The organism is Rhizobium esperanzae (genome assembly GCF_002204185.1).
GTDB lineage: Bacteria > Pseudomonadota > Alphaproteobacteria > Rhizobiales > Rhizobiaceae > Rhizobium > Rhizobium esperanzae.
Window position 1 is genome coordinate 144987 of sequence record NZ_MXPU01000002.1, and the last position, 26455, is coordinate 171441.

General features: G+C 61.8%; 30 protein-coding genes. 17 read left to right on the forward strand and 13 right to left on the reverse strand.

From position 1 onward, the window contains the following. Positions 1–11: 11 nt before the first annotated feature. Together B5E41_RS03030 and B5E41_RS03035 are read right to left on the reverse strand one after the other, a co-directional pair. Entirely contained in the window at positions 12–404 is a 393-nt protein-coding gene (locus B5E41_RS03030) for a YkvA family protein (RefSeq protein WP_088390960.1), read from the reverse strand. A gap of 67 nt (positions 405–471) precedes the next feature. Next, the gene (locus B5E41_RS03035; RefSeq protein ID WP_088390962.1) at positions 472–777 is read right to left on the reverse strand and encodes a 4a-hydroxytetrahydrobiopterin dehydratase; all 306 of its coding nucleotides are present in this window, start codon (positions 775–777) and stop codon (positions 472–474) included. Between the two features lie 33 nt (positions 778–810). On the opposite strand from B5E41_RS03035, the gene B5E41_RS03040 reads away from it, so the two are divergent. Then, the gene (locus tag B5E41_RS03040; RefSeq protein ID WP_088390964.1) at positions 811–1311 is read left to right on the forward strand and encodes a low molecular weight protein-tyrosine-phosphatase; all 501 of its coding nucleotides are present in this window, start codon (positions 811–813) and stop codon (positions 1309–1311) included. Here the strand turns inward: B5E41_RS03040 and thpR are convergent. Then, positions 1218–1811 (reverse strand): RNA 2',3'-cyclic phosphodiesterase, encoded by a 594-nt coding sequence (gene thpR / locus B5E41_RS03045; protein ID WP_064805495.1) that lies wholly within the window; start codon positions 1809–1811, stop codon positions 1218–1220. The genes B5E41_RS03040 and thpR overlap by 94 nt on opposite strands. 68 nt (positions 1812–1879) lie before the next feature. Further along, on the reverse strand, positions 1880–2524 hold the full coding sequence (locus B5E41_RS03050) for an arylesterase (RefSeq protein ID WP_088390965.1): 645 nt from the start codon (positions 2522–2524) through the stop codon (positions 1880–1882). A 72-nt stretch (positions 2525–2596) separates the two neighbouring features. Here B5E41_RS03050 and B5E41_RS03055 point away from each other — a divergent pair, with 72 nt between their 5' ends. The 4 genes from B5E41_RS03055 (at position 2597) to B5E41_RS03075 (ending at position 7533) form a co-directional block, all read left to right on the forward strand. Next, a complete protein-coding gene (locus B5E41_RS03055) occupies positions 2597–3304 on the forward strand; it encodes an ABC transporter ATP-binding protein (protein WP_088390967.1) in 708 nt (235 codons plus the stop codon). Then, the gene (locus B5E41_RS03060) at positions 3301–5844 is read left to right on the forward strand and encodes an ABC transporter permease (protein WP_088390969.1); all 2544 of its coding nucleotides are present in this window, start codon (positions 3301–3303) and stop codon (positions 5842–5844) included. Before B5E41_RS03055 ends, B5E41_RS03060 begins: the two co-directional genes overlap by 4 nt. Positions 5845–6140: 296 nt before the next feature. Further along, on the forward strand, positions 6141–6869 hold the full coding sequence (locus tag B5E41_RS03070) for a Bax inhibitor-1/YccA family protein (protein WP_088390972.1): 729 nt from the start codon (positions 6141–6143) through the stop codon (positions 6867–6869). Positions 6870–6975: 106 nt separating this feature from the next. After that, positions 6976–7533: a GNAT family N-acetyltransferase gene (locus B5E41_RS03075; RefSeq protein ID WP_088390974.1), complete on the forward strand. Its 558-nt coding sequence runs from the start codon at positions 6976–6978 to the stop codon at positions 7531–7533. 6 nt (positions 7534–7539) lie between these two features. Here B5E41_RS03075 and B5E41_RS03080 read toward each other — a convergent pair whose 3' ends face one another. The 3 genes from B5E41_RS03080 to acnA form a co-directional block, all read right to left on the reverse strand. Beyond that, positions 7540–7941, reverse strand: coding sequence for a DUF2794 domain-containing protein (locus B5E41_RS03080; RefSeq protein ID WP_064805507.1), 402 nt, complete (start codon positions 7939–7941; stop codon positions 7540–7542). A gap of 313 nt (positions 7942–8254) precedes the next feature. Then, positions 8255–8995, reverse strand: coding sequence for a DUF1223 domain-containing protein (locus B5E41_RS03085; protein WP_064805509.1), 741 nt, complete (start codon positions 8993–8995; stop codon positions 8255–8257). A 342-nt stretch (positions 8996–9337) separates the two neighbouring features. Next, positions 9338–12028 (reverse strand): aconitate hydratase AcnA, encoded by a 2691-nt coding sequence (acnA, locus tag B5E41_RS03090; RefSeq protein ID WP_088390976.1) that lies wholly within the window; start codon positions 12026–12028, stop codon positions 9338–9340. A gap of 261 nt (positions 12029–12289) precedes the next feature. On the opposite strand from acnA, the gene ccmA reads away from it, so the two are divergent. Genes ccmA through B5E41_RS03115 form a run of 5 tightly spaced genes read left to right on the forward strand, consistent with a single transcriptional unit; the run spans position 12290 to position 15178 of the window. Then, positions 12290–12937 (forward strand): heme ABC exporter ATP-binding protein CcmA, encoded by a 648-nt coding sequence (gene ccmA, locus B5E41_RS03095; protein ID WP_088390978.1) that lies wholly within the window; start codon positions 12290–12292, stop codon positions 12935–12937. Next, a complete protein-coding gene (gene ccmB / locus B5E41_RS03100) occupies positions 12934–13593 on the forward strand; it encodes a heme exporter protein CcmB (protein ID WP_088390980.1) in 660 nt (219 codons plus the stop codon). The genes ccmA and ccmB overlap by 4 nt, the downstream gene beginning before the upstream one ends. Before the next feature lie 47 nt (positions 13594–13640). Further along, positions 13641–14402: a heme ABC transporter permease gene (locus B5E41_RS03105; RefSeq protein WP_064828670.1), complete on the forward strand. Its 762-nt coding sequence runs from the start codon at positions 13641–13643 to the stop codon at positions 14400–14402. Positions 14403–14405: 3 nt separating this feature from the next. Beyond that, positions 14406–14573 (forward strand): heme exporter protein CcmD, encoded by a 168-nt coding sequence (gene ccmD / locus B5E41_RS03110; RefSeq protein WP_064811520.1) that lies wholly within the window; start codon positions 14406–14408, stop codon positions 14571–14573. Beyond that, on the forward strand, positions 14570–15178 hold the full coding sequence (locus B5E41_RS03115) for a DsbE family thiol:disulfide interchange protein (RefSeq protein WP_088390982.1): 609 nt from the start codon (positions 14570–14572) through the stop codon (positions 15176–15178). Before ccmD ends, B5E41_RS03115 begins: the two co-directional genes overlap by 4 nt. A gap of 38 nt (positions 15179–15216) precedes the next feature. On the opposite strand, the gene B5E41_RS03120 is transcribed toward B5E41_RS03115, so the two are convergent. The 6 genes from B5E41_RS03120 to B5E41_RS03145 all read right to left on the reverse strand — a co-directional run bounded on the left by B5E41_RS03120 (position 15217) and on the right by B5E41_RS03145 (position 20641). After that, positions 15217–15804, reverse strand: coding sequence for a DUF2585 domain-containing protein (locus tag B5E41_RS03120; RefSeq protein ID WP_088390984.1), 588 nt, complete (start codon positions 15802–15804; stop codon positions 15217–15219). After that, positions 15801–16445 (reverse strand): septation protein A, encoded by a 645-nt coding sequence (locus B5E41_RS03125; RefSeq protein ID WP_088390986.1) that lies wholly within the window; start codon positions 16443–16445, stop codon positions 15801–15803. Before B5E41_RS03125 ends, B5E41_RS03120 begins: the two co-directional genes overlap by 4 nt. Before the next feature lie 76 nt (positions 16446–16521). After that, positions 16522–18114, reverse strand: coding sequence for a signal recognition particle-docking protein FtsY (ftsY, locus tag B5E41_RS03130; RefSeq protein WP_088390988.1), 1593 nt, complete (start codon positions 18112–18114; stop codon positions 16522–16524). A gap of 16 nt (positions 18115–18130) precedes the next feature. Beyond that, positions 18131–19402 (reverse strand): tRNA (N(6)-L-threonylcarbamoyladenosine(37)-C(2))-methylthiotransferase MtaB, encoded by a 1272-nt coding sequence (gene mtaB, locus B5E41_RS03135; RefSeq protein ID WP_088390990.1) that lies wholly within the window; start codon positions 19400–19402, stop codon positions 18131–18133. After that, positions 19399–20304, reverse strand: coding sequence for a diaminopimelate epimerase (dapF, locus tag B5E41_RS03140; RefSeq protein ID WP_088390992.1), 906 nt, complete (start codon positions 20302–20304; stop codon positions 19399–19401). The genes mtaB and dapF overlap by 4 nt, the downstream gene beginning before the upstream one ends. A 112-nt stretch (positions 20305–20416) precedes the next feature. Next, positions 20417–20641 (reverse strand): hypothetical protein, encoded by a 225-nt coding sequence (locus B5E41_RS03145; protein ID WP_064805530.1) that lies wholly within the window; start codon positions 20639–20641, stop codon positions 20417–20419. Between the two features lie 397 nt (positions 20642–21038). On the opposite strand from B5E41_RS03145, the gene ffh reads away from it, so the two are divergent. From ffh to B5E41_RS03180, 7 genes are all read left to right on the forward strand, one after another. After that, complete coding sequence (ffh, locus tag B5E41_RS03150) at positions 21039–22616, forward strand: signal recognition particle protein (RefSeq protein ID WP_088390994.1); 1578 nt, start codon at positions 21039–21041, stop codon at positions 22614–22616. 16 nt (positions 22617–22632) lie between these two features. Continuing rightward, on the forward strand, positions 22633–22953 hold the full coding sequence (locus B5E41_RS03155) for a chorismate mutase (protein ID WP_088390996.1): 321 nt from the start codon (positions 22633–22635) through the stop codon (positions 22951–22953). A gap of 48 nt (positions 22954–23001) precedes the next feature. Then, the gene (gene rpsP / locus B5E41_RS03160) at positions 23002–23373 is read left to right on the forward strand and encodes a 30S ribosomal protein S16 (protein ID WP_064805533.1); all 372 of its coding nucleotides are present in this window, start codon (positions 23002–23004) and stop codon (positions 23371–23373) included. A gap of 116 nt (positions 23374–23489) precedes the next feature. Continuing rightward, the gene (gene rimM / locus B5E41_RS03165) at positions 23490–24056 is read left to right on the forward strand and encodes a ribosome maturation factor RimM (RefSeq protein ID WP_064811781.1); all 567 of its coding nucleotides are present in this window, start codon (positions 23490–23492) and stop codon (positions 24054–24056) included. After that, positions 24056–24757: a tRNA (guanosine(37)-N1)-methyltransferase TrmD gene (gene trmD, locus B5E41_RS03170; protein WP_088390998.1), complete on the forward strand. Its 702-nt coding sequence runs from the start codon at positions 24056–24058 to the stop codon at positions 24755–24757. The genes rimM and trmD overlap by 1 nt, the downstream gene beginning before the upstream one ends. 210 nt (positions 24758–24967) lie before the next feature. Then, positions 24968–25510, forward strand: a complete 543-nt coding sequence (gene rplS, locus B5E41_RS03175) for a 50S ribosomal protein L19 (protein ID WP_064805537.1) — start codon at positions 24968–24970, stop codon at positions 25508–25510. Positions 25511–25648: 138 nt separating this feature from the next. Then, positions 25649–26446, forward strand: coding sequence for a basic amino acid ABC transporter substrate-binding protein (locus tag B5E41_RS03180; RefSeq protein WP_088391000.1), 798 nt, complete (start codon positions 25649–25651; stop codon positions 26444–26446). Positions 26447–26455: the final 9 nt, after the last annotated feature.

A 26455-nucleotide genomic window follows, 5' to 3' on the forward strand; every position in this document is an offset into this window, starting at 1 on the left:
CGCCGTGGCCTTCAAATCGTTTTCATCGTCTCCACGGGCCGATCGGCAAGCACGCGGTCCGCCGCGTCGTAATGGCTCGGCCGGATATGACCGCGCACCATGGCGAAGGCGGCGGAAAGCACGGCGATGTCGTCAGAAAAGCCGATGACGGCGAAAATATCCGGGATCATGTCGACCGGCATGACGAAATAGGCGAGCGCTGCAAGCAGCACGCCGCGCACCTTGGTCGGCGTCTGCGGATCGAGCGCACAGTAGAAACCGGCGACGACGTCGCGCGAGAAGGGAATCTGGCGCACGGCCCGGCGGAAGGTCGGCCAGAATTTCTGCCGTACGGTTTTCTCCCGCCGGCTCTGGGTGTCCTCGTCGCCCGGCAGCAGGATTTCCCCGAACTTGACCTCGTCCATCCCTGACATCCTTTCGTCCATGCGAACATATGGTGACGGCGTTTCGGCTTTCAATCAGCGCCCGTCTTCAAACGGCACCGCGTGCTGCCGCCTTGTCCATCGCCCGGGCGAGCTTGAAATCCAGTTCCGTCAGCCCGCCGGCATCATGCGTGTTCAGCGTCACATCCACCCGAGAATAGACGTTGAACCATTCGGGATGGTGGTTGAGTTTCTCGGCCGTAATCGCTGCCTGCGTCATGAAGCCGAAGGCCTCGATGAAATTTGAAAACTTGAACGATTTCGAGATCGAAGAGGCCGCATCATTGAGCGCCCAGCCTGAAAGCTCGGCCAGTCGTTCCTCGGCCTCAGCCCGTTCCAGTCTTTCCTGTTTCATGCCATGGTCCTCTCATCCGTCAGCAGGTTACCGATGAAGCACATCAGCATCCTTTTCGTTTGCATGGGCAATATATGCCGTTCTCCGCTCGCGGAGGGAATTTTTACCCACCTTGTCGCCGAGGCGAAGCTGACCGATCGTTTCACGATCGATTCCGCCGGCACCGGCGGCTGGCATGAAGGTGAACCGCCCGACCGTCGTTCGATCGCTGTTGCCCGCAGCCATGGCATCGACATAGCAGGGCAACGTGCCCGGCGCATCCGTTCGATCGATTTCGTCAGTGTCGATCTGATCGTCGCCATGGACCGCGACAACGTGGCGGAACTCAACAGGATCGCCTCTCCCGAAGCGAATATCCAGCTGTTCGGCGATATCGCGCTGGGAACGGGGGAGGACATTGCCGACCCCTATTATGGCGGTCCGGAAGATTTCGCGCTGCTCTATACCAGGCTCTTGACCGGCTGCAGCAGCCTGCTCGAAACGCTGGTCGCCGAACGTACTTCGTGCAGCGGGAACACTTCCTCGGTGAGGTAGGGCCCGCCGCCGACCGATTCGCGCGATGAAAGCAGCACGAAACGCGGCGCCGTGAAGGTCGCGGTGTGGAAGTTGCCGCGCCCACTCAGATATTGCACGACATCGTCGAGCCGCGAGGATTTCAGCCGGGCCAGCGTCACGTGCGGCGTGAACTTGCGCGGATCCGGCGGTAGGCCGATGCGCTGGCAGATCCGTTCGATCTCGCCCTGCAGGGCGTACATCTCAGGCGAGTGAGAAACGCCTGCCCAGACCGAATGCGGCTTCTTCGAGCCGAAGGACCCGATGCCTTCGAGCCGGAACTGAAATTCCGGCCGATCGATCCGGTCGAGGCGTTCAACGATTTCATCGGCCGTACGGCCGTCGACATCGCCGATGAAGCGCAGCGTGATGTGGTAATTCTCCACATCGATCCATCGTGCTCCGGGGAGGCCACCGCGCAGCAATGAAAGGCTCATTGCCGCATTGCGCGGAATTTCGAGGGCGGTAAACAGTCTCGGCATAACGAGCACTCCCCGAATCTTTTGCAGGTGCTTACACGGAATCACGCAATCAATGGCCGTGCAAGCCCCTAATTCTTCACAGAAGAAATCGTATCGATGAAATTTGTGACATCAGCTTCCATTTTCTCGACCATGACGTCGACACCTCTCGCGTTCGGATGCATGCCGTCATCGAGCTTCAGCCCCGCATCGAGCGCAACCCCGTCGAGGAAGAAGGCGTAAAGTCGAACTCCATATTTGTCGGAAAGTTTCCGATAAATCGGATTGAAGCGCGCCGCATAATCCGCTCCCATGTTCGGCGGCGCCATCATGCCGACAAGCAGCACCGCTATGCCGCGCGCCTTGAGCCGGGCGATCATCTGGTCGAGGTTTTTCTCGCTTTCTTCCGGCGGAATACCGCGCAGCGCATCATTGGCGCCAAGCTCGAGGATAACGCCATCGGTGCCGTCGGGGACCGACCAGTCGACCCTGGCAAGCCCACCTGTCGTGGTGTCGCCCGAGACCCCGGCATTGGCAATGGAAACGTCGAGCCCCTTGGCCTTCAACGCCGCCTGCAGCTTTTCCGGAAAGCCCTCGCCGGGCGACAGCTGATAACCCGCCATCAGGCTGTCTCCGAACCCGACGAGGTTGATCGTCCGCGCATTCGCGCCCACGGCAAAGATCAGCCCCACCGCGATGACGGTGAATTGAAGCGCGGCAACTTTAAATCTCATTCTGGCTTCCCTAGATTGGCGAGGTGCCGTTATGCGGCCATTGCGTTAGAGATTAATATAGGGCGATTTCTGTTGGCAAAAACCATCATCGAATTGAAGGGCGCCGATCTCACCCTTGGCAGTGCGGCCGCCTCCGTTCATGTTCTGAAGGGCATCGATCTCGATATATCAGCCGGCGAATCCGTCGGCATCGTCGGCCCTTCCGGCTCCGGCAAATCCACTCTGCTGATGGTGCTTGCCGGACTGGAAAAGCTCGACAGTGGCGAAATCAATATCAATGACACGCCGCTCCACGCCCTGAGTGAGGATGAGGTCGCCGATTTCCGCGGCCGCAACATCGGCATCGTCTTCCAGTCCTTCCATCTGATCGCCAACATGACGGCGCTGGAAAACGTCGCGGTGCCGCTGGAGCTCGCCAATATCAGCAATGCCTTCGAAATCGCCCATCGCGAACTGAGTTCGGTCGGTCTCGGCGAACGGCTGAACCACTATCCCGGCCAGCTTTCCGGCGGCGAGCAACAGCGCGTGGCGATTGCCAGAGCGCTCGCTCCCTCGCCCGCCTTGCTGATTGCCGACGAGCCCACAGGCAATCTCGATACCGAAACGGGCCGACAGATCGCCGATCTTCTCTTCGCCAAGCAGGCCGAACGCGGCATGACCCTGCTTCTCGTCACCCACGACGTCTCGCTGGCAAACCGCTGCTCGCGCCAGATCCGCGTCCGTTCCGGCAGGATCGAGGGCGACAGCGCCGCCCGCCGCAGCGAGGCGGCAATCGCATGAGCATGGTCACGCCACGCGTCGCACTCGCTTTTCGCCTGGCGCTCCGCGAGCTGCGCGGCGGCATTCGTGGCTTCTACATCTTTTTGGCTTGCATCGCGCTCGGCACCGGTGCGATCGCCGCCGTCAATTCCGTTTCGCAGTCGATCACCGACACGATCGCCTCGCAGGGGCAGGAGTTGCTGGCCGGCGACGTCCGCTTCGAACTCAACAATCGCCAGGCGACACCTCAGGAAATGAGCTTCCTTCAGGGCCTGGGAACCGTTTCGGTTTCAACGGGCCTGCGCTCGATGGCCCGCAAGCCTGACGGCTCCGACCAGGCGCTGGTCGAGGTCAAGGCCATCGACGACGCCTATCCGCTCTACGGCAGATTCGTCGCCGAACCGGACTATCCGCTTACAGCCCTGCTCTCCGACCAAGGCGGCACCTATGGCGCGGTCGCCGCCCCGCTGCTTCTCGATCGGCTTGGCGTTGCGGTCGGCGACGAATTGCTGCTCGGCAATGTCAAGCTCAGCATTACCGGCACTGTCAAAACCGAGCCGGACGCGCTGTCGGAAGGCTTCGGTTTTGCACCGCGTCTGCTCGTCAGCCGACAGGCGCTCGAAGCCTCGGGGCTGATCCAGACCGGAAGCCTGGTCGAACACGCCTACAAGATCCGATTGGAAGACAAGCACGCGATGTCGGGCATCCAGGCGCGCGCCTCCAACGAGTTTCCCTCTGCCGGTTGGTCGATCCGCACCAGCGACCGCGCAGCACCCTCGCTCACCGAGAACATCACCCGTTTCTCGCAATTCCTGACGCTGGTCGGCCTGACTGCGCTGATCGTCGGTGGCGTCGGTGTCGCCAATGCCGTACGCGCTTTCCTCGATTCCAAGCGCACCACCATCGCCACCTTCAAATGCCTCGGCGCTCCGGCCGCCGTCGTCGTTCTGATCTATCTCTTTCAGATCGCCATCATCGCCCTTGGCGGCATCATGATCGGGCTCGTCATCGGCGCCCTGTCGCCGATCTTTGCGGCGCAGTTCCTGGCGCAATTCCTGCCGGTCTCAACCGCGCCGACCCTCTATCCCGGCGCGCTGCTGCTTGCGACGCTCTTCGGCATCCTGACGACGCTCGCCTTCGCCATTTTGCCGCTCGGCTATGCCCGCGAAGTGCCAGCGACCGCACTCTTCCGCGAGCAGGGCTTCGAGGCCCGCCGTCTGCCGTCCTGGCCCTATATCCTGCTTGCCGCCCTTTTCATGGCAGCCCTTGCCGGCCTTGCCATCCTCACCGCCTATGATCGCTTCATCGCCGTCGTCTTCGTCGGCGCAATCGTCTTCGCCTTCGTTGTCCTGCGCCTCGTCGCCGCCTTGATTGCCTGGCTCGCGCGCCGCAGCCCGCGCGTTCACTCGCCGGCGCTGAGGCTCGCGATCGGCAACATCCACCGCCCGGGCGCGCTGACGCCATCAGTGGTGCTCTCGCTCGGCCTCGGCCTGGCATTGCTGGTGACCCTGACCTTGATCGACGGCAACCTGCGCCAGCAGCTGACCGGCCGCATGAACGAGGGTGCACCCAACTTCTTCTTCGTCGATATCCAGAGTGCCGAGGTCGACGCCTTCCGCAATCTTGTCCAGGCGCAGGCGCCGAAGGGCAAGCTGATGGAGGTGCCGATGCTGCGCGGCCGGATCATCGCCTTCAACGGCGAGGACGTCACCAAGATGGACGTGCCGGCCGCCGGCCGCTGGGTGCTGAATGGCGACCGCGGCATCACCTATGCCGACACGCTGCCGGAAAATGCCGCGCTCACCGAAGGCAGCTGGTGGGACAAGGATTACAGCGGCGAGCCGCTCGTCTCCTTCTCCTCCGAAGAGGCGCATGAACTCGGCCTGAAGATCGGCGATAGCGTCACCGTCAACGTGCTGGGGCGCAATATCACGGCCAAGATCGCCAATCTGCGCCGCGTTCAGTGGGAATCGCTGTCGATCAATTTCGTCATGGTCTTCTCGCCGAACACCTTCCGCGGCGCCCCGCATGCCTGGCTGGCGACGCTGACCGATCCCTCCTCGACTCCGGCCGAAGATGCGGCAATTCTGAAATCCGTCACCAATACCTATCCGACGATCACCAGCGTGCGCGTCAAGGACGCGATCGATATCGTCAACCAGCTCGTCGCCCAGCTTGCGACCGCGATCCGAGCCGCCGCATCGGTGGCGCTCATCGCCTCGATTCTTGTTCTTGCCGGGGCGCTCGCCGCCGGCAACAGGGCCCGCACCCACGACGCGGTGGTGCTGAAGACGCTCGGCGCCACGCGCGTCATGCTGATTCGTGCCTTCAGCTACGAATATCTGATCCTCGGACTGGCAACCGCGATCTTCGCACTCTTTGCCGGCGGTATTGCCGCTTGGTTCATCGTCGCCCGCATCATGCGACTGCCGTCTGCCTTCCTGCCTGATGTAGCAGGACTGACGCTGGTGACGGCACTCGTTCTGACCGTCGGCATCGGCCTCATCGGCACCTGGCGCATCCTCGGGCAGAAGGCCGCGCCTGTGCTGCGCGAGCTTTGAGAGCAATTCCAGGAAAGTGCGAAGCGGTTTTGCCAGGCAGAGCGCGAAGCGCTTTTGCGGGATTGCATATATCCAAAAGGTTAGAGCGGTTCTGCGTTTCCGTGAAAAGCTGAACCGCTCTGGCGCCGCCCCAAAGCCTTCACCTTACGGCGATTTAACCGGCCGCGCCTTTGCAAGCCCCTTGTTTGCAAAGGGCGAAGGCCTCATATTGTCTGCAGGCATGCTGGAGCTCCGCAGCGGCGCCCGGGTCGAGAACCCCGACACCGTATCTCCTTCGGAGCTTGTAAGAGGAAACTATGGCTGATCTTCGTAACTATCAAAGCCGCGTCCAGGCCGGCGAGATGATTGATCAAGGCCTGCGCGCATATATGCTCAAGGTCTACAACCTGATGGCGCTGGGCCTGGCGATCACCGGCGTGGCCGCATATCTCGGATTCAACTTCGCAGTCCAGGACGGCCAGCTCACCCAGTTTGGCGCGCTTCTGTTCCAGTCGCCGTTGCGCTGGGTCGTGATCCTTGCCCCCCTTGCGGTCGTCTTCTTCCTGAGCTTCCGCATTCATCAGATGAGCGTGTCCGCCGCCCAGACGACCTTCTGGATCTACGCCGCCCTGGTAGGGCTGTCGCTCTCGTCGATCTTCCTGGTCTATACGGGCCAGAGCGTCGTTCAGACTTTCTTCGTCACCGCCGCCTCCTTCGGCGCGCTGTCGCTTTACGGCTATACGGCGAAGCGCGACCTGTCGGCGATGGGTTCGTTCCTGATCATGGGTCTCTTCGGCCTGATCATCGCCTCGCTCGTCAACATCTTCCTGGCTTCATCCGCGCTGCAGTTCGCGATCTCGGTGATCGGCGTGCTGATCTTCGCAGGCCTCACCGCCTACGACACGCAGCGGATCAAGGAACTCTACTTCGAAGCCGATGACGTCGCTGTCGCCGGTCGCAAGGCGATCATGGGCGCACTGACGCTCTATCTCGACTTCCTCAACCTGTTCATGTTCCTGCTGCAGTTCATGGGCAACCGCAGATAACAGGTGCATTGAGATCGAAAAGGCGGCTTCGGCCGCCTTTTTTGTTGCGCCGGTTTCGCAGGGGTGGTTTTAGAGGAGCCTGCTCTTCCGATGGACCTGCCACTCGATGTCCTTCCTCCTGCGCGACGCCTCCCAAGCCGACATCCCCGCGATTACAGAGATCTATCGTGACTCGGTCTTGAATGGCGTTGCGAGCTACGAGATTGCGCCGCCCTCCGAGGCCGAAATGGCCCAGCGTTTTTCCGCGATCGTCAGCCAGCAATATCCCTATGTCGCCGCAACCGATGCTGACGGGAAATTCCTCGGCTACGCCTATGCGTCGGCCTTCCGCACCCGCCCCGCCTATCGCTGGATGGTGGAGGATTCGATCTACCTGGCGCCCGAAGCCCGCGGCCGTGGCATCGGCAAGGCACTGATGGCCGAGCTGATCGACCGCTGCACCGGGCTTGGCTTTCGTCAGATGGTAGCCGTCATCGGCGGCGCGAGCCCGGCCTCGATTGCGCTTCATCTGAAGGCGGGTTTTGTGGAGGTCGGACTGATGAAGGGCACCGGCTACAAGCACGGCCGCTGGCTGGACACGATGCTCATGCAGCGCAGCCTCGGCGAGGGCATGACGACCGATCCGAATCCCTCCACCTATCCCGGTTCCTTGTTTGCGGGCTGATGAGAATTATTTATCGACGAGTTTCAATGCCTTGTCGAACACCTTGAGGACCTGATTCAGCTCGTGCCCGCGCTTCAGGATCATGCCGTTGACGTTGATGACAGAATAGGCGCCCTGCTTGGCGGCAAGCTTCGGGTTCTTTTCGATCCGGAAGAGCGGCATCTCGCCGGAGCGCTTGAAGACGGAAAAGACTGCTCTGTCCTTCAGATGGTCGATGGCGTAATCGCGCCATTCCCCCTCGCCGACCATGCGGCCGTAGATCCAGAGGATCGCGTCCAGCTCACGCCGGTGGAAGGTCACCGGAAGCGGATCCTTGCTTTGTTTGTACTCCCTGAGATCGACGACGACCGAGGAACTATTGTCGACGGAGCGGCTTTCGCCGTGTCGCAAATCCGGCTGATCTGTCATCAGGTCTCCAAGGCCTCCGCTTGTGACAGGAGAGTGACAGTTTGCCCGAGCCGCCGCAAATTGCAAGAGTGCGGCCCCTCACATTTGGCCGTACCGCAACGCCGCACGTCCAGGCACCTTCGTTGGGGACCAAGCAATGCTTTCTCCCCTGTGCCGCATTTCAGTCAAAACAGCGCCTCATTTGCAGGGGATTTATGCATCCCGGTTTGGCGCCAGCGCGCCAAAGGGCCCGGCGGAGCGTATCGACCTTAACCCCAGCCCCGAATACGCTCGGCCGGGCCGCCCGGCATTTCACCCGTCATCGGGCGAAATATCAGATATTTTTTCCCGCCATCACCACGGTTGCGCCGAGAATCGCTGCCGGATCGCCGTCGGCCGTCGCCGACTGCAGCAGGATCGCGCAGCCCTCGAGCTGCGGTCGCTGCAGGACGCTCGCCGGCAGCGTCAGACTGGTCGCCTTGCCGTCCCACATGCCGACGGTTTCGACATTGGTGACGCTGTGCAGATAGGAGATCTTCTTGCCGCTGTTTTCGCCTTTTTCAACGTCGATCGTCTTTTCCTTGTCGAAATAGACCATGACGACATTGGCCTTGCCCTGTCCTTCGCCAATCTTGATCTCTAGCTCGTCGCCGCGCATCGCTGCGCTGATGGGAACGGTCAGCCCGTTGCCTTCGATGCTGTATGTATCGATCTTGCTGTTGATACCGGTGAGATCGGCGCCGGCCAAATGGCCGCGCCCGTTGACGATCGCCTGCGGCGTATAGACGTTGCTGCGGCCCATCGTCCTGGCGTAGCCGTACTGCCGCTCGGTATTTTCCTTGGAGCTCAGCGTATCGGCCCAGCCGAGATAATTCCAGTAATCGACATGATAGGCGAGCGCGATGACGTCGCCCTGGTTCACCAGCTTGCGGAAGGCGGCATCAGCGGGAGGACAGGAGGAGCAGCCCTGCGACGTGAAAAGCTCGACGACGCCTCTGGGCTTGCCGTCTTCGGCATGCAGCGAGCCTGCAAAAGCAATGCCGGCGATCAGCGAAATCAAGAAACGGGGGGACATTCACCTGCACCTCTTCTTCAGCGCCGGCGTTTTGGAACCGAAGGCTCTGAAATATCAGAGTACGAATAATCCTTCCCGATCCAAACGAAAAATCACGAACGGGTGAGACCACAGCTCGGCCGGAACGCAGCTGAAACAAATCATCGTGAGCCTCCGGCAAAGACTGTCGCCGCAAAGAAAAGCCGCCGGAAATTGCTCTCCGGCGGCCATTATCAATCAACTCCTAGACCCGGATGATTTTGGCCGGCCCGGCCTAAAATCTGAATCCGGATCTACATCAAAGAAGAAGAACATGATGTCGTCCGAAAACCGCTCACACTTTTCGGCATCATGCTCTGAAAATCAGGCAGCGAGATCGCGCAGAACCGTCTGCAGAATGCCGCCATTGTTGAGGTAGATCACCTCGTCGAGCGTATCGACGCGCGACAGCAGCGGAACTTCCTTCACGGTGCCGTCGCCATAGGTGATCTTGGCGATCTTCCTCTCGCGCGGCTTGATCTTGTCCAGGCCCTCGATGGTGACGAGTTCGTCACCCTTGAGGCCGAGGCTCTGCCAGGTCGTGCCCTCTTCGAAGACAAAGGGGATGACGCCCATGCCGACCAGGTTCGAGCGATGGATGCGCTCGAAGGACTGGGCGATCACCGCCTTGACGCCGAGCAGGTTGGTACCCTTGGCAGCCCAGTCGCGCGACGAGCCGTTGCCGTATTCGACACCGGCGAAGATGACGAGCGGCACGCCTTCGGACTTGTACTGCATGGCGGCGTCGTAGATCGAAGTCTCCTCCTTCGACGGGTAGTGGATGGTGTAACCACCTTCCTTGCCGTTCGGGCCGAGCATGTGGTTGCGGATGCGGATGTTGGCGAAGGTGCCGCGCATCATCACTTCATGGTTGCCGCGGCGTGTGCCGTACTGGTTGAAGTCGGCAACTGCAACGTCGTGGCCGATGAGGTAGGCGCCTGCCGGCGAAGCCGCCTTGATCGAACCGGCCGGAGAGATGTGATCGGTGGTGATCTTGTCGCCAAACAGGCCGAGGACGCGGGCGCCCTTGATGTCTGAGACGCCGGTGCCCTTCTTGCCCATGCCGACGAAGTAAGGCGGGTTCTGGACATAGGTCGAATTGTCATCCCAGGCATAGGTCTGGCCCGGCGGAACCTGAACGGCCTGCCAGTTGACGTCGCCTTTGAAGACGTCGGCATACTTGCTTTCATAGAGCTCGCGGGTGACGTATTTCAGGATGAATTCCTGCACCTCGTGCGAGGTTGGCCAGATGTCCTTGAGGTAGACCGGTTTGCCGTTCTGGTCTTCGCCGATCGGCTCCTTGGTCAGATCCTTCTGGACCGTGCCGGCAAGCGCGTAAGCGACAACGAGCGGCGGGGAAGCGAGGTAGTTCGCCTGGACATCGGGCGAGATACGGCCCTCGAAGTTACGGTTGCCCGAGAGCACGCCCGATACGATCAGGCCCTTGTCGTTGATCGTCTTCGAGATCGGCGCCGGCAGCGGACCGGAATTGCCGATGCAGGTGGTGCAGCCGAAGCCGACGAGGTTGAAGCCGAGCTTGTCCAGATCGGCCTGCAGGCCTGACTTGGCGAGATATTCGCCGACGACCTGCGATCCCGGGGCGAGCGAGGTCTTGACCCAGGGCTTGGTCTTCAGGCCCTTGGCAACGGCGTTGCGGGCGAGAAGACCGGCGGCAATCAGCACCGACGGGTTGGAGGTGTTGGTGCAGGAGGTGATGGCGGCAATCGCCACGTCGCCATGGCCGAGATCGAAATCCGTGCCTTCGACCGCATAGCGGTTGCTGAGCTGACCTGGCTTCTTGTAATCGGCATCCATCGAGCCGGCGAAACCGGAAGCGATGTTTTCGAGCGCGATGCGGCCTTCCGGACGCTTCGGGCCGGCCATCGACGGGACGACGTCGCCGAGGTCGAGTTCCAGCGTGTCGGTGAAGACCAGATCGGAACCATCGCCTTCACGCCACATGCCCTGAGCCTTCGAATAGGCTTCGACCAGCGCGATCCGGTCATGCGTGCGGCCGGACATGGTGAGATAGTTGATGGTTTCGCCGTCAACCGGGAAGAAGCCGCAGGTGGCGCCATATTCCGGACCCATGTTGCCGATCGTCGCACGGTCGGCGAGCGGCATGTTGTCCATGCCGGGGCCGAAGAATTCGACGAATTTGGAAACGACGCCCTTCTTGCGCAGCATCTGCACGACGGTCAGAACGAGGTCGGTCGCGGTCACGCCTTCCTTCAGCTTGCCGGTCAGCTTGAAGCCGATGACTTCGGGAAGAAGCATCGAAACCGGCTGGCCGAGCATGGCGGCTTCCGCTTCGATACCGCCCACGCCCCAGCCGAGAACGCCGAGACCGTTGATCATCGTCGTATGGCTGTCGGTGCCGACGCAGGTGTCGGGATAAGCGATCGTCTCGCCGTCCTCTTCCTTGGTCCAGACCGTCTGGCCGAGATATTCGAGATTGACCTGGTGACAGATGCCGGTGCCCGGAGGAACGACGCGGAAGTTCTTGAAGGCCTGCTGGCCCCACTTCAGGAAGCGGTAGCGTTCGCCGTTGCGCTGATATTCCAGCTCGACATTCTTGGCGAAAGCTTGCGGCGTGCCGAATTCGTCGACGATGACGGAGTGGTCGATGACGAGGTCGACGGGAACGAGCGGGTTGATCTTTTCGGGATCGCCGCCGAGCGACACCATCGCGTCGCGCATCGCGGCCAGGTCGACGACGGCGGGAACGCCGGTGAAGTCCTGCATCAGAACGCGCGCCGGGCGATAGGCGATTTCGTTTTCGACCGCACCCTTGTTGTTCAGCCACGCGGCGACGGCCAGGATGTGCTCCTTGGTGACCGACTGGCCATCCTCGAAGCGCAGCAGATTTTCGAGCAGCACCTTCATCGAATAGGGAAGCTTCGATACGCCGGCCAGTCCGTTTGCCTCAGCCTTGGGCAGGCTGTAATAGACATAGTCCTTTCCACCAACGGAAAGTGTGGAACGACAATTGAAACTGTCAAGAGATTTAGACACGAGAGACCCCGTTCTGATAGCCAACACAGTCGTGCGAACGCCTATGCACTTAATGCACATCAGGATGCGGGTACGGCCATTTCCGCTGTCCGCACGTGGAGCAGATGCTCCAAGTTCGGCGCAAGGATGAAATTCACGCCGACCGCTGGCGTGGTTGCAGGTCTTATAGATAATTTCCTAAAAACTTGCCATACCCGGAAACGAGCAAAATCGGACATTTTTTGACCCGTCCGGAAGCAGAAAAGAAGAAAGAACCGATGCATGCATCTCACCGCCGAAAATCTGGCCGCAAGGCGCGGTGACGATCTGATTTTCGTTAATCTTTCCTTTCACTTGGCGGCTGGCGAGGCGCTTGTGCTGACGGGGAGAAATGGATCCGGAAAGTCCACTTTGCTGCGTGTTGTTGCCGGCCTCCTGCGGCCGGAAAAAGGCACTGTCGTCTTTCATGGCGACGGCAGCCGGGAAGGCCGGCATCCCGGCGAGGTCAGCCACTACCTCGGCCATCGAAACGCAATGAAGAATGAACTTACGGTTGCAGAGAATCTCGATTTCTGGCGCACCTTTCTCGACGAAACGGAAACTTCTGCCGGCCTGTCCCTTGAGGAGGCAGCCGAAGCCGTCGGCCTCTCAGAGATCACCCACCTTCCCTTCGGCTATCTCTCCGCCGGCCAGCAACGCCGCTTCGCCTTCGCCAAGCTGCTCGTCGCCCACCGCCCCGTCTGGATCCTCGATGAACCCACAGCGGCACTGGATGCGAGCGCCGACCGGCTCTTTGCCGGATTGATCGAGGCGCACCTGGCCAAGGGCGGCATCGTACTCGCGGCGACACATCAGCCGCTGGGATTGAAGAATATGCAGGAATTGAAGATGACGGGCTTTGCCGGCGTGGATCAGGGAGTGTGGGGATGACTGCCCTCTTCCTCCGCGACCTGAAACTTTCCATCCGCGCCGGCGGCGGTGCGCTGATCGGCGTGCTGTTCTTCCTGACGGTCGTCGCCGTCATCCCCTTCGGCGTCGGGCCGGATCTCAAGCTGCTTTCGCGCATCGGGCCGGCCATCGTCTGGATTGGCGCGCTGCTTGCCGCCCTTCTCGGCCTTGACCGCCTGTTCCAGGCCGAGCGCGACGACGGATCGCTCGACCTGATGCTGATGCAGGAAACACCGCTTGTCCTGACCGTGCTGGTCAAATGCTTCGCCCATTGGGCCACCACCAGCCTGCCGCTGGTGATCGCCTCGCCGCTGCTCGGCCTCTTCATGAATATGGACGAGGCAGCGATCGGCGCGACCATGCTGACGCTTCTTGTCGGCTCGCCGGCCATTACCTTCATTGGCGCCGTCGGCGCTGCCGTTGCCGTCGCCCTGCCCCGCGGCGGCCTGCTGGTTTCGATCCTGGTCCTGCCGCTGACCATCCCGGTGCTGATCTTCGGCGTCAGCGCCACCTATGCCGCGGTCGAGGATCCCGCCCCTTTCCTGCCGCCCTTCCTCATCCTGACTGCGCTGACGCTGTTCTTTGCGGTGATCGGCCCGGCCGCCGCTGCGCTCGCGCTGCGAAACACGTCGGATTGAATGTCACTCGATTGCGGGAACGGCCGGATAGGGATAAGGAAGCGGCCATGAACGACATAAGCCTTGCCATCCGTAAATTCAGCGATCTCGCCAATCCGACGCGATTTCTGGCGCTGGCGGCCCGCGTCATTCCTTGGCTGGCTTGCATCACCGCGCTGTGTTTCGCGGCCGGCCTCTATCTCAGCTTCTCGACCGAAGGCGATTACCAACAGGGCGAGACCGTTCGGATCATGTATATCCACGTGCCTGCCGCCTGGCTTTCGATGATGTGCTACACGATCATGAGCGTCTCGGCGATCGGCACGCTGGTCTGGCGCCACCCGCTGGCCGACGTCTCCGCCAAGGCCGCAGCCCCGCTCGGCGCCGCCTTCACCTTGCTCGCGCTGGTCACCGGCTCGCTCTGGGGCAAGCCGATGTGGGGTACCTGGTGGGTGTGGGACGCGCGCCTGACCTCGGTCTTCGTGCTCTTTCTGATGTATCTCGGCCTGATTGCGCTGAGCCGCGCCATCGACGATCCGTCGAGGGCGGCGCGGGTCTCAGCCGTGCTCATCCTTGTCGGCTTCGTCAACATTCCGATCATCAAGTTCTCCGTCGAATGGTGGAACACGCTGCACCAGTCGGCGAGCGTGCTCAGGATCGGCGGTCCGGCGATCGATCCGGAATTCCTGCGCCCGCTGCTCATCATGGCGATCGCCTTCACCCTGCTTTTCTTTACCCTGCACATCATGGCGATGAGGAACGAGATCTGGCGCCGCCGGATCGCCGCGCAGCGCCGTCTCGCCGCCCGGATGGCGAGCCGGGAGGAGTAGATCATGACGCATGCCTTCTACGTCTACGCCTCCTACGGCTTTGCGGCGCTCGTGACTGTTGCGGTCACGCTCTGGACCTGGGCCGACGGCCGGGCGCGCCGGCGTGAGCTCGCAGCCCTCGAAGCCGCGGGCATTCGCCGCCGCTCGGCACCCGCGAGGGACGGCGAATGAGCGAAACACCCGAAGCCAAGCCCGGCAAGCCGAGCGGACTTAGCCGCTACGCCCTGGCGCTTCTGCCGCTGTTCGTCTTCGGCGCCATTGCCGCGACGGCCGCAAAGATGCTCTACGACCAGGATTTCCATGGCAAGAACATCGCCGAAATCCCGTCGGCCCTGATCGGCACCAAGGCGCCGGCGCTGAACCTTCCGCCCCTCGAGGGCGCAAATCTGCCGGCGCTGACCGATGCGGCGATCAACGGCAAGCTGACCCTGGTCAACGTCTTTGCCTCCTGGTGCATCCCCTGCCGGGACGAACACCCGATCTTGAAGGAACTGGCGAAGGACGGTCGGCTGAACATCGTCGCCATCAACTACAAGGACAAGAACGACAACGCCCTGCGTTTCCTCGGCGAACTCGGAAATCCCTATCGGGCGATCGGCGTCGACCCGAACGGCAAGGCGGCGATCGACTGGGGCGTCTACGGGATCCCGGAAAGTTATCTGGTCGCCCCCGACGGCACCATCCTCTACAAACGCGTCGGCCCCTTCGACGATATCAGCCTGAAGGAAGGGCTGTTTCCGGCGATGGAAAAGGCGCTGGCGAAGCCGGCTTCGTAAGCATCATTCCGGGTGAGGGTCTTTGCAACGACGTGGGCCTAAACCCCACCCTGCCAGACCTTGATCGCCTCCACCGGCCAGATCAGCATCAGCACGTTGAGCGTCAGATTATCGCGGATCACGTAGCCGGTGAAAATCTCGAAGAAGATGGCGATCGCCACCGTCAGCGCCACCGGCGCCCGCGATGCAAAAAAGAAGCCGACGCACATGAAAACGGTGTCCATCGCCGAATTCAAAATGCTGTCGCCATAATAATCGAGCGCGATCGTCGCCGTGCGGTAGCGGTCGATAATGAGAGGCGAATTCTCCAGCAGTTCCCAGCCGGACTCGATGACGAGCGCCAAGAGCAGACGCGCCATCAGCGGCTTGCGGCGCAGAAGCAGATAGCTCAGTCCGTAGAACAGGAAGCCGTGGATGATATGCGACGGCGTGTACCAATCCGACAGATGCTGCGAATTGCCGCTGGTATTGACCCCGCCTTCCCACAGCTTGACATAGCCGCAGGCGCAGATCGGCACGCGGCCCATCAGATGCTCGGCGACGACTTGGGCGACCAGGACCGCAAGGCAGGCGACGAACCAGAAACTCTGGTGCCTGATCCGATATTCAACGTCTGCAGCGCTCACTTTTCGCCGTCCGTTTCGGGATTGAGGCTATGTTTCAGCACCAGCGGCATCTGCGCCAGCGTGAAGATGATGGTGATCGGCATCGTGCCCCAGACCTTGAAGGCGACCCAGGTATCGTCCGAAAAATTGCGCCAGACGACTTCGTTCAGCACGGCGAGGATCAGAAAGAAGATGCCCCAGCGGATGGTGAGCTTGCGCCAGCCTTCGGCATCGAGCTGAAAAGCGGCGTTGAAGACGTAGCCGAGCAGCGACCGGCCGAAGGCGAGCCCGCCGAGCAGCGCGACGCCGAAGAGCGTGTTGACAATGGTCGGCTTCATCTTGATGAAGGTCTCGTTCTGCAGCCAGATCGACAGCGAGCCGAAGATCACGACGACGATGCCGGAAACGAAGGGCATGATCGGCAGATGGCCGAGCACGATCTTCGAAACCACAAGCGAAAACACCGTCGCCGCCATGAAGAGCCCGGTTGCGACGAACAGCGGACCGCCAAGCTCCGAAAGAGCAGGAAACCGCTCCACCAGCCACTGGCCGCGCAGATTGGCAAAGAAGAAAATCAACAGCGGCCCGAGCTCCAGCGCCAGCTTCAACAGCGGATGATTTCGGTCAGCCGCGCTCGGGGTGATATCGCTTTCGGTGGTCATGCGTTCGTCAAACCTGCTGTTCCTGAAAACCTGTTCCCGTCATGCCCTGCAGGCTTTCGGCGGCATATCTGTGGCATCATTGGGAAAGTCCGGCAATGGCGTGCGCGAAGTCCTCGGCCTCGAACGGCTCCAGATCGTCGACACCTTCGCCCACGCCGATGAAATAGACCGGCAGCTTGTGCTTGGCGGAGATCGCAACGAGAATGCCGCCGCGCGCCGTGCCGTCGAGCTTGGTCATGATCAGCCCGTTGACGCCGGCGACATTGCGGAAGATCTCGACCTGGCTCAGCGCATTCTGCCCGGTCGTGGCATCGAGCGTCTGCAGCACGGTGTGCGGCGCGTCGGGATCGAGCTTGCCGAGCACACGCACGATCTTCTCGAGCTCGGCCATCAGCTCAGCCTTGTTCTGCAGGCGGCCGGCGGTATCGACGATCAACACGTCGCATTTTTTCGTTTTCGCCTGTTCGAAGGCGTCATAGGCAAGGCCGGCGGCATCGGCGCCGAGCTTGGTGCCGACGAATTCGGAATTGGTCCGCTCGGCCCAGATCTTCAGTTGCTCGATCGCCGCCGCGCGGAACGTATCGCCGGCAGCCACCATGACCTTCAGCCCGGCGCCGGAAAGCTTCGCCGCCAGCTTGCCGATCGTCGTCGTCTTGCCGGTGCCGTTGACGCCGACGACGAGGATGACATGCGGCTTGTGCGAGAGATCGAGCTGCAGCGGCTTGGCGACCGGTTTCAAAACCTTGGCGATTTCGGACGCCATGATCCTGCTGACATCCTCGCCGGTGACGTCCTTGCCGTAGCGCTCGGAAGCCAGAGTGTCGGTGACGCGCAGCGCCGTCTCGACGCCGAGATCGGCCTGGATCAGCAGGTCTTCGAGATCTTGCAGCGTCTCGTCGTCGAGCTTGCGCTTGGTGAAGAGGGCGGTGATCTGACCGGTCAGTTGCGAGGAGGTGCGCGCCAGACCGTTGCGCAGCCGCTGGAACCAGCTGAGCTTCGGCTGCGGGGCAATGGGCTGCGGTTCGACGATTGCCGGGCCGGTGGCGAAGCCTTTGGGAAGAACGGGAGATTCCAGCCTCGGCTGTTCCGCAGTCGTCTCGGAAGGCCCGGTGGGCGTGATGCCCCCCTCTGCCCTGCCGGGCATCTCCCCCACAAGGGGGGAGATCGGCTGAATAGAGGCGCCCGGTACCTCATCGATCTCAGGTGGAATTTCCTCTACAGGCCCTTCTGCGACTTCCCCGGTCCTTTCGATCAAAGCCGGTGCATCAGGCTCCAAATGATCTCCCCCCTTGTGGGGGAGATGTCCCGAAGGGACAGAGGGGGGTGTTTCCGTAGCGCTGCCCGCAATCGGCTGGGCTTCCGCCTCCGCGGCAGCCTCTGCCTCCAGCAATGAAAGTGGCACGACGCCCATTTCGCTCAACTGGTCCGGGGCGGGCAGATTTTGTGGTTCCGTATCCTCTGCCGCGACATGCTCTTCCGTCACGCCCTCGCCGATATCCGCCGCCGGTCCGCCGGCCGTATCCATTTCCTCGGGCAGCACCGGATCATCGCCGACTGGCAGATCTTCGGCGCGCGAACGCCGCTCCAGCTCCTTGTCGACCGCCTGGGGCACGGGCTCTTCAGCCGGCTTGCCGAAGGTGAAGACCTTTTTGATGAAACTGAGCGCCATGAGGATTCCGTGAAAGTCAGGCCGCTGCGGCCGTCAATTGCATGTCGAGATGCTTGCCATTGTGGCCGGTGATCGTCGCCGGCACAAGTTCGCCGGGACGAAGGCCGGCGGCTGCGACCAGCGTGAAGTTTTCCGTATGGGCCAGGCCGTTGTTTTCGACGAGCAGCCGTTGCCGGGTTCCGACCATGCCGTCGAGATGGGATTGATGGAGCCTACGTCCAGTGGCGCGCAGCCTTGCGGCGCGATCCTTGACCAGCGACCGGTCGAGCTGCGGCATGCGGGCGGCCGGCGTGCCGGGACGCGGGCTGTAGGGAAAGACATGCAGATGGGCGATTTCAGCCTCTTCGGCGAGCCGCACGGCACTGGCGAACATCTCTTCCGTTTCCGTCGGGAAACCGGCGATCATATCGGCGCCGAAGCTCATTTCGGGGCGAAGACGGCGCGCCTCCTCGATGAAACGTAGCGCATCGGCGCGCGAATGCCGGCGCTTCATCCGCTTCAGGATCATGTCGTCGCCATGCTGCAGCGACAGATGCAGATGCGGCATGAAGCGCGGCTCGTCGGCGATCAGGTCCATCAGATGGGCGTCGGCCTCGATACTGTCGATCGAGGAAAGCCTGAGCCGCTGGATCTCCGGAAGCTGCTTCAAGAGCGTCTTGGCCAGAAGCCCGAGCGTCGGCGCGCCCGGCAGATCGCCGCCATAGCTGGTGGCATCGACCCCGGTCAGCACGATTTCGCGATAACCGCTGTCGGCGAGCTTGCGGGCCTGATCGACGACGGCTCCCATCGGCACGGAGCGGGAATTGCCGCGGCCATAGGGGATGATGCAGAAGGTGCAGCGGTGGTCGCAGCCGTTCTGCACCTGGATGAAGGCGCGCACATGGCCGTCGATGTGCCTCACCATCTGCGGCGCCGTCGCCTTGACGCTCATGATGTCGTTGACGCGCAGCTTCTCTTCGGCCGAAACGCCGAAATCCGGTAGGCTGCGATAGGAGGCGCTCGAAAGCTTCTCCTCATTGCCGAGCACGGCGTCGACCTCCGGCATGGCGGCGAAGGTCTGTTTTTCCGTCTGCGCGGCACACCCGGTGACGATGATGCGGGCATGCGGATTGTCGCGCCGCGCCCGTCGGATCGCCTGGCGGGCCTGGCGCACGGCCTCGCCGGTCACGGCGCAGGTATTGACCAGGATGGCGTTGTTGAGCCCGGCCCTCTCGGCCTGCGCCTTCATCACTTCGGATTCATATGTGTTGAGGCGGCAGCCGAAGGTAATGACCTCGATGCCGCTCACTGCGCCTCGACCTCTCGGGTACCATTACGCGACCACAGGCCGGTCGACGGATCGAGCCTGCCCGACCATTCCCATTCGGCCGGGCCGGTCATGATGACGTGATCGTCGCGCTCGCGCCATTCGATCGAAAGTGTAGCCGGCGGCTTGGCACTTGCCACATTGATCGTCACCGTGCGGCCGGTGCGGCCGGTGCGCGCTGCGCTGACGGCAGCCGAACAGGCGGCCGAACCGCAGGCAAGCGTCAGTCCCGCGCCGCGCTCCCAGGTGCGCGTCGTCATCGATGTCGGCGAGGTCACCTGCGCCAGCGTGATGTTGGCGCGCTCGGGAAACATCGGATGGTTTTCCAGCAGCGGCCCGAAGCGGGCGAGATCATAGGACATCACGTCCCTGTCCACCCAGAAGATCGCATGCGGGTTGCCCATCGACATGGCCGAAGGCGAATGCAACACCGGATTGTCGATCGGGCCGATCTGCAGCTCGATGCGGCTGGTATCGTGGAATTCTTCCGAAAGCGGGATCCTGTCCCAATCGAACACCGGCTTGCCCATGTCGACGGAGATCGTCCCGTCCTCGTGCTCGACAGCATTGAGGATGCCGGCGACCGTCTGGAAGGTGAAGGCCTTCCGACCGGTCTCGGCGGCAAGCGCCTGTACGACACAGCGGGTGCCGTTGCCGCAAGCCTGCGCCTTCGAGCCATCGGAGTTCAGGATATCGATGAACGCGTCGGTGCCTTCAGCCTTCGGATCATGGATCGCCATGATCTGGTCGAACTCGGTCTGCGGATCGGCATTGAGCGCGACCGCCGCTGCGGGCGTCAGCTTATCAGGCCGCCCGCGCATGTCGACGACCAGGATCTTGTTGCCAAGCCCGTTCATCCTCGCGAATCCGACCGTTGCGCTCATGATGTCATTCCGTCCGTCTTTCCGCTGTATATGGCGGAAACGCGAGGGAATTACCAGTGGGTGAGTGCCATGCAGGCCTTGCAGCCGACTGAGCCTCCGGGCGGTCCGTCTTCTACCGCTGCCCGCCGTCGGCTTCGAAGGACGCCGCATGCGCCTCGACGATAGCGGCGGTGATGACCTTCCTCAGCTCGTAGACCAGCGAGCGGGATCGTTTGCGATCCAGATCCTGTGCCGCTTTTGCAAGACTAAGGCCTTCGTTGAGAACAATATGATGGGCCCGTGCCAGCGCCCAACTTTCAATATCAGCATTGATCATTCGATATCTCCGCCGGATCATCCGGCATCAAGGATATTCACGAATCATTTACAGGACGCACTTAAGTAGAAAGTAGAACCACAAGCAGAATATTTTGCAACTGGCCTGAATGGCGAATTGGATTGTGAGCGGCAATTTAGCCGCTTGCCCCATGTGGCACCGCTTCCGAAAAGGCCGCTGTGCGGTCATCCGCCCGCATTCGCCTTGACTTTCCCGCCGCTTTCCTGTTTATCGCGCCCAATCCGCGACGAGCCGCATGACTCCGAGCCGCCGACCGGGACCTGAGATCCCGGAGGTCAACACCCGACAGCGCGATGCGCCCTCGGGTGCTTTTTGGCTTTGCGTCTTGTTTTCGTCAAGGAAAAGCACGACGTTTCCGGGCAGATCAACCCGCCCGAAACGTATCAAGGAAGAGCCGATGTTTGAAAACCTCCAGGACCGTCTTGGATCCATTCTGAATGGACTGACAGGCCGTGGCGCGCTTTCGGAAGCCGATGTTTCCGCAGCGCTGCGCGAGGTTCGCCGCGCGCTGCTGGAGGCCGACGTCGCGCTCGACGTCGTGCGTTCCTTCACCGACCGCGTGCGTGAAAAAGCCGTCGGCGCCGAGATCCTGAAGTCGATCAAGCCCGGCCAGATGGTCGTCAAGATCGTCCATGACGAACTGATCGAGATGCTGGGCGGCGAAGGTGTGGGCATCGACCTGCATGCGGCCGCCCCCGTCGTCGTCATGATGGTCGGCCTTCAGGGCTCGGGCAAGACGACGACGTCAGCCAAGATCGCCAATCGTCTGTCGACGCGCGAGAAGAAAAAGGTGCTGATGGCGTCGCTCGACACGCGCCGTCCGGCCGCGCAAGAGCAGCTTCGCCAGCTCGGCGCGCAGGCCAATATCGACACGCTGCCGATCATTGCAGGCCAGTCGCCGACCGATATCGCCGCCCGCGCCGTGCAGGCGGCCAAGCTCGGCGGCCATGACGTCGTCATCCTCGACACAGCCGGCCGCACCCATATCGACGAGCCCTTGATGGTCGAGATGGCCGACATCAAGAAGCGCTCGAACCCGCATGAAATCCTCCTGGTCGCCGACAGCCTCACCGGCCAGGACGCCGTCAACCTCGCCCGCAATTTTGACGAACGCGTCGGCATCACCGGCCTCGTGCTGACCCGCATGGACGGCGACGGCCGCGGCGGTGCTGCCCTTTCGATGCGCGCCGTCACCGGCAAGCCGATCAAGCTGATCGGCGTCGGCGAGAAGATGAGCGAGCTCGAGGAGTTCCATCCCCGCCGCATTGCCGACCGCATTCTCGGCATGGGCGATATCGTTTCGCTCGTCGAGCGCGCCGCGGAGAATATCGACGCCGAAAAGGCGGCCGCCATGGCCGCCAAGATGGCCAAGGGCAAGTTCGACCTCGACGACCTCGCCGATCAGCTGCGCCAGATGCAGAAGATGGGCGGCATGGGCGGCATCATGGGCATGATGCCCGGCATGGCGGGCATGAAGGACAAGATGGCCGCAGCCGGCCTCGACGACAAGCTTTTCGGCCGCCAGATCGCCATCATCCAATCGATGACCAAGGCCGAGCGCGCCAATCCCGACCTGCTCAAGCATTCGCGCAAGAAGCGCATCGCCGCCGGCTCCGGCACCGATGCCGCCGCCATCAACAAGCTTCTGAAGATGCACCGCCAGATGGCCGACATGATGAAGATGATGGGCGGCAAGGGCAAAGGCGGCCTGATGAAGCAGATGATGGGCGGCCTTGCCGGCAAGATGGGGCTTGGCGGCGGCGGCATGGGCGGCATGCCCGATCTCTCGAATATCGATCCCCGTCAGCTCGAAGCCCTGCAGAAGCAGGCGGAAGCGGCGGGTTTGGGAAAACCGGGCGGGGGTATGCCCGGTCTCGGCGGTCTGCCGGTTGGTTTGCCGGGCCTCGGCGGCGCCAAGCTGCCGGGCCTTGGCGGTGGTTTCCCGGGCTTGCCCGGCTTGCCGAAGAAGAAGTGAAAGGATCGCTTGCCCCATGATTGATCCAAACGTCAAAACCCAGCTCGCGAGCTATCGTCAGTCGATCGACAATATCGATGCCGCTCTCGTGCACATGCTGGCCGAACGCTTCCGCTGCACCAAAGAAGTCGGCGTGCTGAAGGCCAAATACAATCTGCCGCCGGCCGATCCGGCGCGCGAGGAATACCAGATCGAACGCCTTCGCCAGCTGGCGAAGACCGCCAATTTGGATCCGGATTTCGCCGAGAAGTTCCTGAACTTCGTCATCAAGGAAGTCATCCGGCATCATGAGCAGATCGCTGCGGACCACGCTGAACAGAGCGCCGCAGCCCGATAACCACACCGCCCTACGAAGCGGTCAAGAAAAGCCTAAGGAGTAAAGAACATGGCACTGAAAATTCGTCTCGCCCGCGGTGGCTCCAAGAAGCGTCCGTACTACCACGTCGTGCTCGCTGATGCGCGCAGCCCGCGTGACGGCCGCTTCCTCGAAAACCTCGGTTCCTGGAACCCGATGCTCGCCAAGGACGACGAGAAGCGCGTTCAGCTGAACGCCGAGCGCATCAAGCACTGGATCGACAACGGCGCCCAGCCGACCGACCGCGTTCTGCGCTTCCTCGATGAAGCCGGCGTTGCCAAGCGCGAAGCCAAGAACAACCCGATCAAGGCAAAGCCCGGCAAGCGCGCCCAGGAACGCGCCGCCGAAAAGGCCCAGAAGATCGCCGACGCTGCAGCTGCTGCCGCCGACGCCGCGGAATAAATCGGGACATTCCCTTCTCGAGCGGGCGGCATGGCGACATGCCGCCCGTTTTCGTTTCCAATCGCCCGCACTTCGTTTATGAGAAACCTGTCTTTCGGCTTCACGTGAAGGAACCCATGACAAAGCTTGAAAACCCGGTTTTGATGGCGACGATCGGTGGCGCGCAGGGTCTCAGGGGCGAGGTGCGCGCCAAGGCCTACACGGCCGATCCTAGCGCGCTCGGCGATTACGGCCTTTTGCACAGCACGGACGGACGCAGCTTCGAAATCCTCGAAATCCGTGAGATGAAGAACGTCGTCGTCGTCCGTTTCCGCGGCATCAACGACCGCAACGCCGCCGAAGCGCTGAATGGACTTGAACTCTATATCGAGCGTGACAACCTGCCGGACGAGGAGCTCGAGGACGACGAGTTCTACTATGCCGATCTCGAAGGGCTCGAAGCGCTTGATGACAAGGGCGTCAGCTACGGAACGGTCACAGGCGTCTTCGATTTCGGCGCCGGCGATCTCCTGGAGCTCAAGGGCCCGGGCAAGCGCCCCGTTCTCATTCCCTTCTCGGAAGCCTCTGTGCTGGAAATCGATCTCGAAGCCGGTACGCTGCTGATCGATCCGCTGGCGGCGGGACTGGTCGACGACCCCGAGCTTTCGCAGTTCACCGCGGACAAGCCGAAAAAGAAGAAGTAATGGCTTTCCGGGCGCGCGTACTGACACTTTATCCGGAAATGTTTCCGGGGCATCTTGGCTTCTCGCTCGCCGGCAAGGCGATGGAGCGTGGGCAATGGTCACTGGATCTGGTGCAGATTCGCGATTTCGCCACCGACAGGCACCGCACTGTCGACGACACGCCGGCCGGCGGCGGCGCCGGCATGGTGCTGAAGGCTGACGTTCTCGCCCGCGCAATCGACAGTGTCGGTGAAAATGATCCCCGGCCGCGCCTGCTGATGAGCCCGCGCGGCCGGCCGCTGACGCAGCAGCGCGTGCGTGAGCTTGCGGCGGGTGACGGCCTCATCATCGTCTGCGGTCGCTTCGAGGGCGTCGACCAGCGGGTGATCGAGGCGCGCGGACTGGAAGAAGTCTCGATCGGCGATTACGTGCTGTCGGGCGGCGAGCCGGCGGCGCTGATCCTGCTTGATGCGATCATCCGCATCCTGCCCGGCGTTATGGGCAACGATCTTTCCGGCCTGCACGAAAGCTTCGAAGGCGGGTTGCTGGAACATCCCCATTATACCCGGCCACAAGAGTGGGAAGGCCGGGAAATTCCCTCCGTCTTGACGTCGGGCAACCACGGAGCCATCGAGAAATGGCGCCACCAAGAAGCAGTGCGGCTGACGCAGGAACGGCGGCCGGACCTGCTCGATAGCGCTAAAACCGAGAAAAACGGCTGATTTCGCCGTCCTTTTCACAAAAATGTCGTGCGAGGGATGACAAGCCCCGGCCTTTCGTGTATTGGCGCACGCGGAAATGGGGCTAGCCCCGTCTGCCAGCAAACAAAGAATGGCGAATCCGCTCCCGTCCGTAAGGGCAAACTCCAGAGGCATCGACCGAAGGACAGTATGAGCGCTCTGGCTGTTTCAGAAGAACCAAAGGTTAAGACGATGAACATCATCCAGCAGCTCGAGGCCGAACAGGCCGCTAAGATCGAAGCCAAGCGCACCCTCCCAGAATTCTCCCCGGGCGACACCGTCCGCGTCAACGTGAAGGTCACGGAAGGCAACCGTACCCGCGTCCAGGCCTATGAAGGCGTCTGCATCGCCCGCTCCGGTGGTGGCCTGCAGGAAAACTTCACGGTTCGCAAGATCTCCTACGGCGAAGGCGTCGAGCGCGTATTCCCGGTCTACTCGCCGATGATCGAAAGCGTCGACGTTGTTCGCCGCGGTAAGGTCCGTCGCGCCAAGCTCTATTACCTCCGCGATCGTCGCGGCAAGTCGGCTCGTATCGTTGAAGACACCGGCGTTCGCGCCCGCAAGCTCAACGACGCCGAGCGCGCTGCTGTCGCCGAGGAAAAGGCCCGTATCGAAGCCGAGAAGGTTGCAGCCGCCCAGGCGCTCGCCGCCGAAAAGGCAGCAGCAGAAGCTGCAGAAGCCAAGGCCGCGGCGGAAGCAGCTGCTGCAGCCGAAGCCGAGAAGGCCGCAGAATAAGATCTGCGCAAAATTCTGTTTCTGGAAAGGCGGTCTTCGGATCGCCTTTTCTATTTTTTACGCGACCGTGCAGCCGGCGGCCTTGCCTTCGGCAGGTCATCCGTGACAATTTTTGCCGTTCAATTTTGGAGCCGTTCTATGCTGTTTCGTCGCACCGTTCTCGCAAGTTTCGCCGCCCTTGTGCTTGCACCTGTTGTCGCATCGGCCGCCGAACTGCCGGATCTCGGTGGCAAGAGCGTCGTCGTCGTCACCGAAAATGCCTATCCGCCGCTGCAGTTCGTCGACCCGAAATCCGGCAAGGCGGTTGGCTGGGAATATGATGCGATGAACGAGATCGCCAAGCGGCTGAACTTCAAGGTCGAATATCAGAACACCAGCTGGGACGCGATGATCCAGGCGGTTTCCGACGGTCAGTACAACATCGGCATGACCGGCATCACCATCAAGGACGACCGCAAGCAGAAGGTTGACTTCTCCGATCCCTATATGCGCTCGCAGCAATTCATGCTGGTGCGCGGTGATGAGAAGCGCTTCACCGACGCCAAGTCCTTCGGTGAATTCAAGGACGGCCTGATCGGCGCCCAGCCCGGCACCTCGCCATTCTACACCGCCGTCTATGAAATCCTCGACGGCAACGAACAGAACCCGCGCATCAAGCTCTTCGAGACCTTCGGTGCAACCGTGCAGGCCTTGAAGACCGGCGACGTCGATCTCGTCCTCACCGACAGCGTCGCTGCCAAGGGCTATGTCGATTCCTCGAATGGCGCCCTGAAGGTGGTTGGCGAACCGCTCGGCACCGAGGATTTCGGCTTCATCTTCCCGAAGGGCTCCGATCTCGTCGCCCCCGTCAATGCCGCCATCGCAGCGCTGAAGGCTGACGGCACCTTCGAGGCGCTGAACAAGAAGTGGTTTCTCGACTACAAGATGGGCGAATAATCCCTCGAG

Coding starts and splice junctions, on each gene's coding strand:
- rimM (WP_064811781.1), top strand. CDS start 23,490: ATGACAAAGCTTGAAAACCCGGTTTTGATGGCGACGATCGGTGGCGCG.
- B5E41_RS03035 (WP_088390962.1), bottom strand. CDS start 777: ATGAAACAGGAAAGACTGGAACGGGCTGAGGCCGAGGAACGACTGGCC.
- B5E41_RS03070 (WP_088390972.1), top strand. CDS start 6,141: ATGGCTGATCTTCGTAACTATCAAAGCCGCGTCCAGGCCGGCGAGATG.
- ftsY (WP_088390988.1), bottom strand. CDS start 18,114: ATGGCGCTCAGTTTCATCAAAAAGGTCTTCACCTTCGGCAAGCCGGCT.
- B5E41_RS03030 (WP_088390960.1), bottom strand. CDS start 404: ATGGACGAGGTCAAGTTCGGGGAAATCCTGCTGCCGGGCGACGAGGAC.
- B5E41_RS03115 (WP_088390982.1), top strand. CDS start 14,570: ATGAGCGAAACACCCGAAGCCAAGCCCGGCAAGCCGAGCGGACTTAGC.
- B5E41_RS03050 (WP_088390965.1), bottom strand. CDS start 2,524: ATGAGATTTAAAGTTGCCGCGCTTCAATTCACCGTCATCGCGGTGGGG.
- B5E41_RS03145 (WP_064805530.1), bottom strand. CDS start 20,641: ATGATCCGGCGGAGATATCGAATGATCAATGCTGATATTGAAAGTTGG.
- ccmA (WP_088390978.1), top strand. CDS start 12,290: ATGCATCTCACCGCCGAAAATCTGGCCGCAAGGCGCGGTGACGATCTG.
- B5E41_RS03125 (WP_088390986.1), bottom strand. CDS start 16,445: ATGACCACCGAAAGCGATATCACCCCGAGCGCGGCTGACCGAAATCAT.
- B5E41_RS03180 (WP_088391000.1), top strand. CDS start 25,649: ATGCTGTTTCGTCGCACCGTTCTCGCAAGTTTCGCCGCCCTTGTGCTT.
- B5E41_RS03080 (WP_064805507.1), bottom strand. CDS start 7,941: ATGACAGATCAGCCGGATTTGCGACACGGCGAAAGCCGCTCCGTCGAC.
- thpR (WP_064805495.1), bottom strand. CDS start 1,811: ATGCCGAGACTGTTTACCGCCCTCGAAATTCCGCGCAATGCGGCAATG.
- rpsP (WP_064805533.1), top strand. CDS start 23,002: ATGGCACTGAAAATTCGTCTCGCCCGCGGTGGCTCCAAGAAGCGTCCG.
- ccmD (WP_064811520.1), top strand. CDS start 14,406: ATGACGCATGCCTTCTACGTCTACGCCTCCTACGGCTTTGCGGCGCTC.
- B5E41_RS03075 (WP_088390974.1), top strand. CDS start 6,976: ATGTCCTTCCTCCTGCGCGACGCCTCCCAAGCCGACATCCCCGCGATT.
- dapF (WP_088390992.1), bottom strand. CDS start 20,304: ATGAGCGCAACGGTCGGATTCGCGAGGATGAACGGGCTTGGCAACAAG.
- B5E41_RS03040 (WP_088390964.1), top strand. CDS start 811: ATGAAGCACATCAGCATCCTTTTCGTTTGCATGGGCAATATATGCCGT.
- B5E41_RS03060 (WP_088390969.1), top strand. CDS start 3,301: ATGAGCATGGTCACGCCACGCGTCGCACTCGCTTTTCGCCTGGCGCTC.
- ffh (WP_088390994.1), top strand. CDS start 21,039: ATGTTTGAAAACCTCCAGGACCGTCTTGGATCCATTCTGAATGGACTG.
- B5E41_RS03155 (WP_088390996.1), top strand. CDS start 22,633: ATGATTGATCCAAACGTCAAAACCCAGCTCGCGAGCTATCGTCAGTCG.
- B5E41_RS03105 (WP_064828670.1), top strand. CDS start 13,641: ATGAACGACATAAGCCTTGCCATCCGTAAATTCAGCGATCTCGCCAAT.
- trmD (WP_088390998.1), top strand. CDS start 24,056: ATGGCTTTCCGGGCGCGCGTACTGACACTTTATCCGGAAATGTTTCCG.
- rplS (WP_064805537.1), top strand. CDS start 24,968: ATGAACATCATCCAGCAGCTCGAGGCCGAACAGGCCGCTAAGATCGAA.
- B5E41_RS03085 (WP_064805509.1), bottom strand. CDS start 8,995: ATGTCCCCCCGTTTCTTGATTTCGCTGATCGCCGGCATTGCTTTTGCA.
- ccmB (WP_088390980.1), top strand. CDS start 12,934: ATGACTGCCCTCTTCCTCCGCGACCTGAAACTTTCCATCCGCGCCGGC.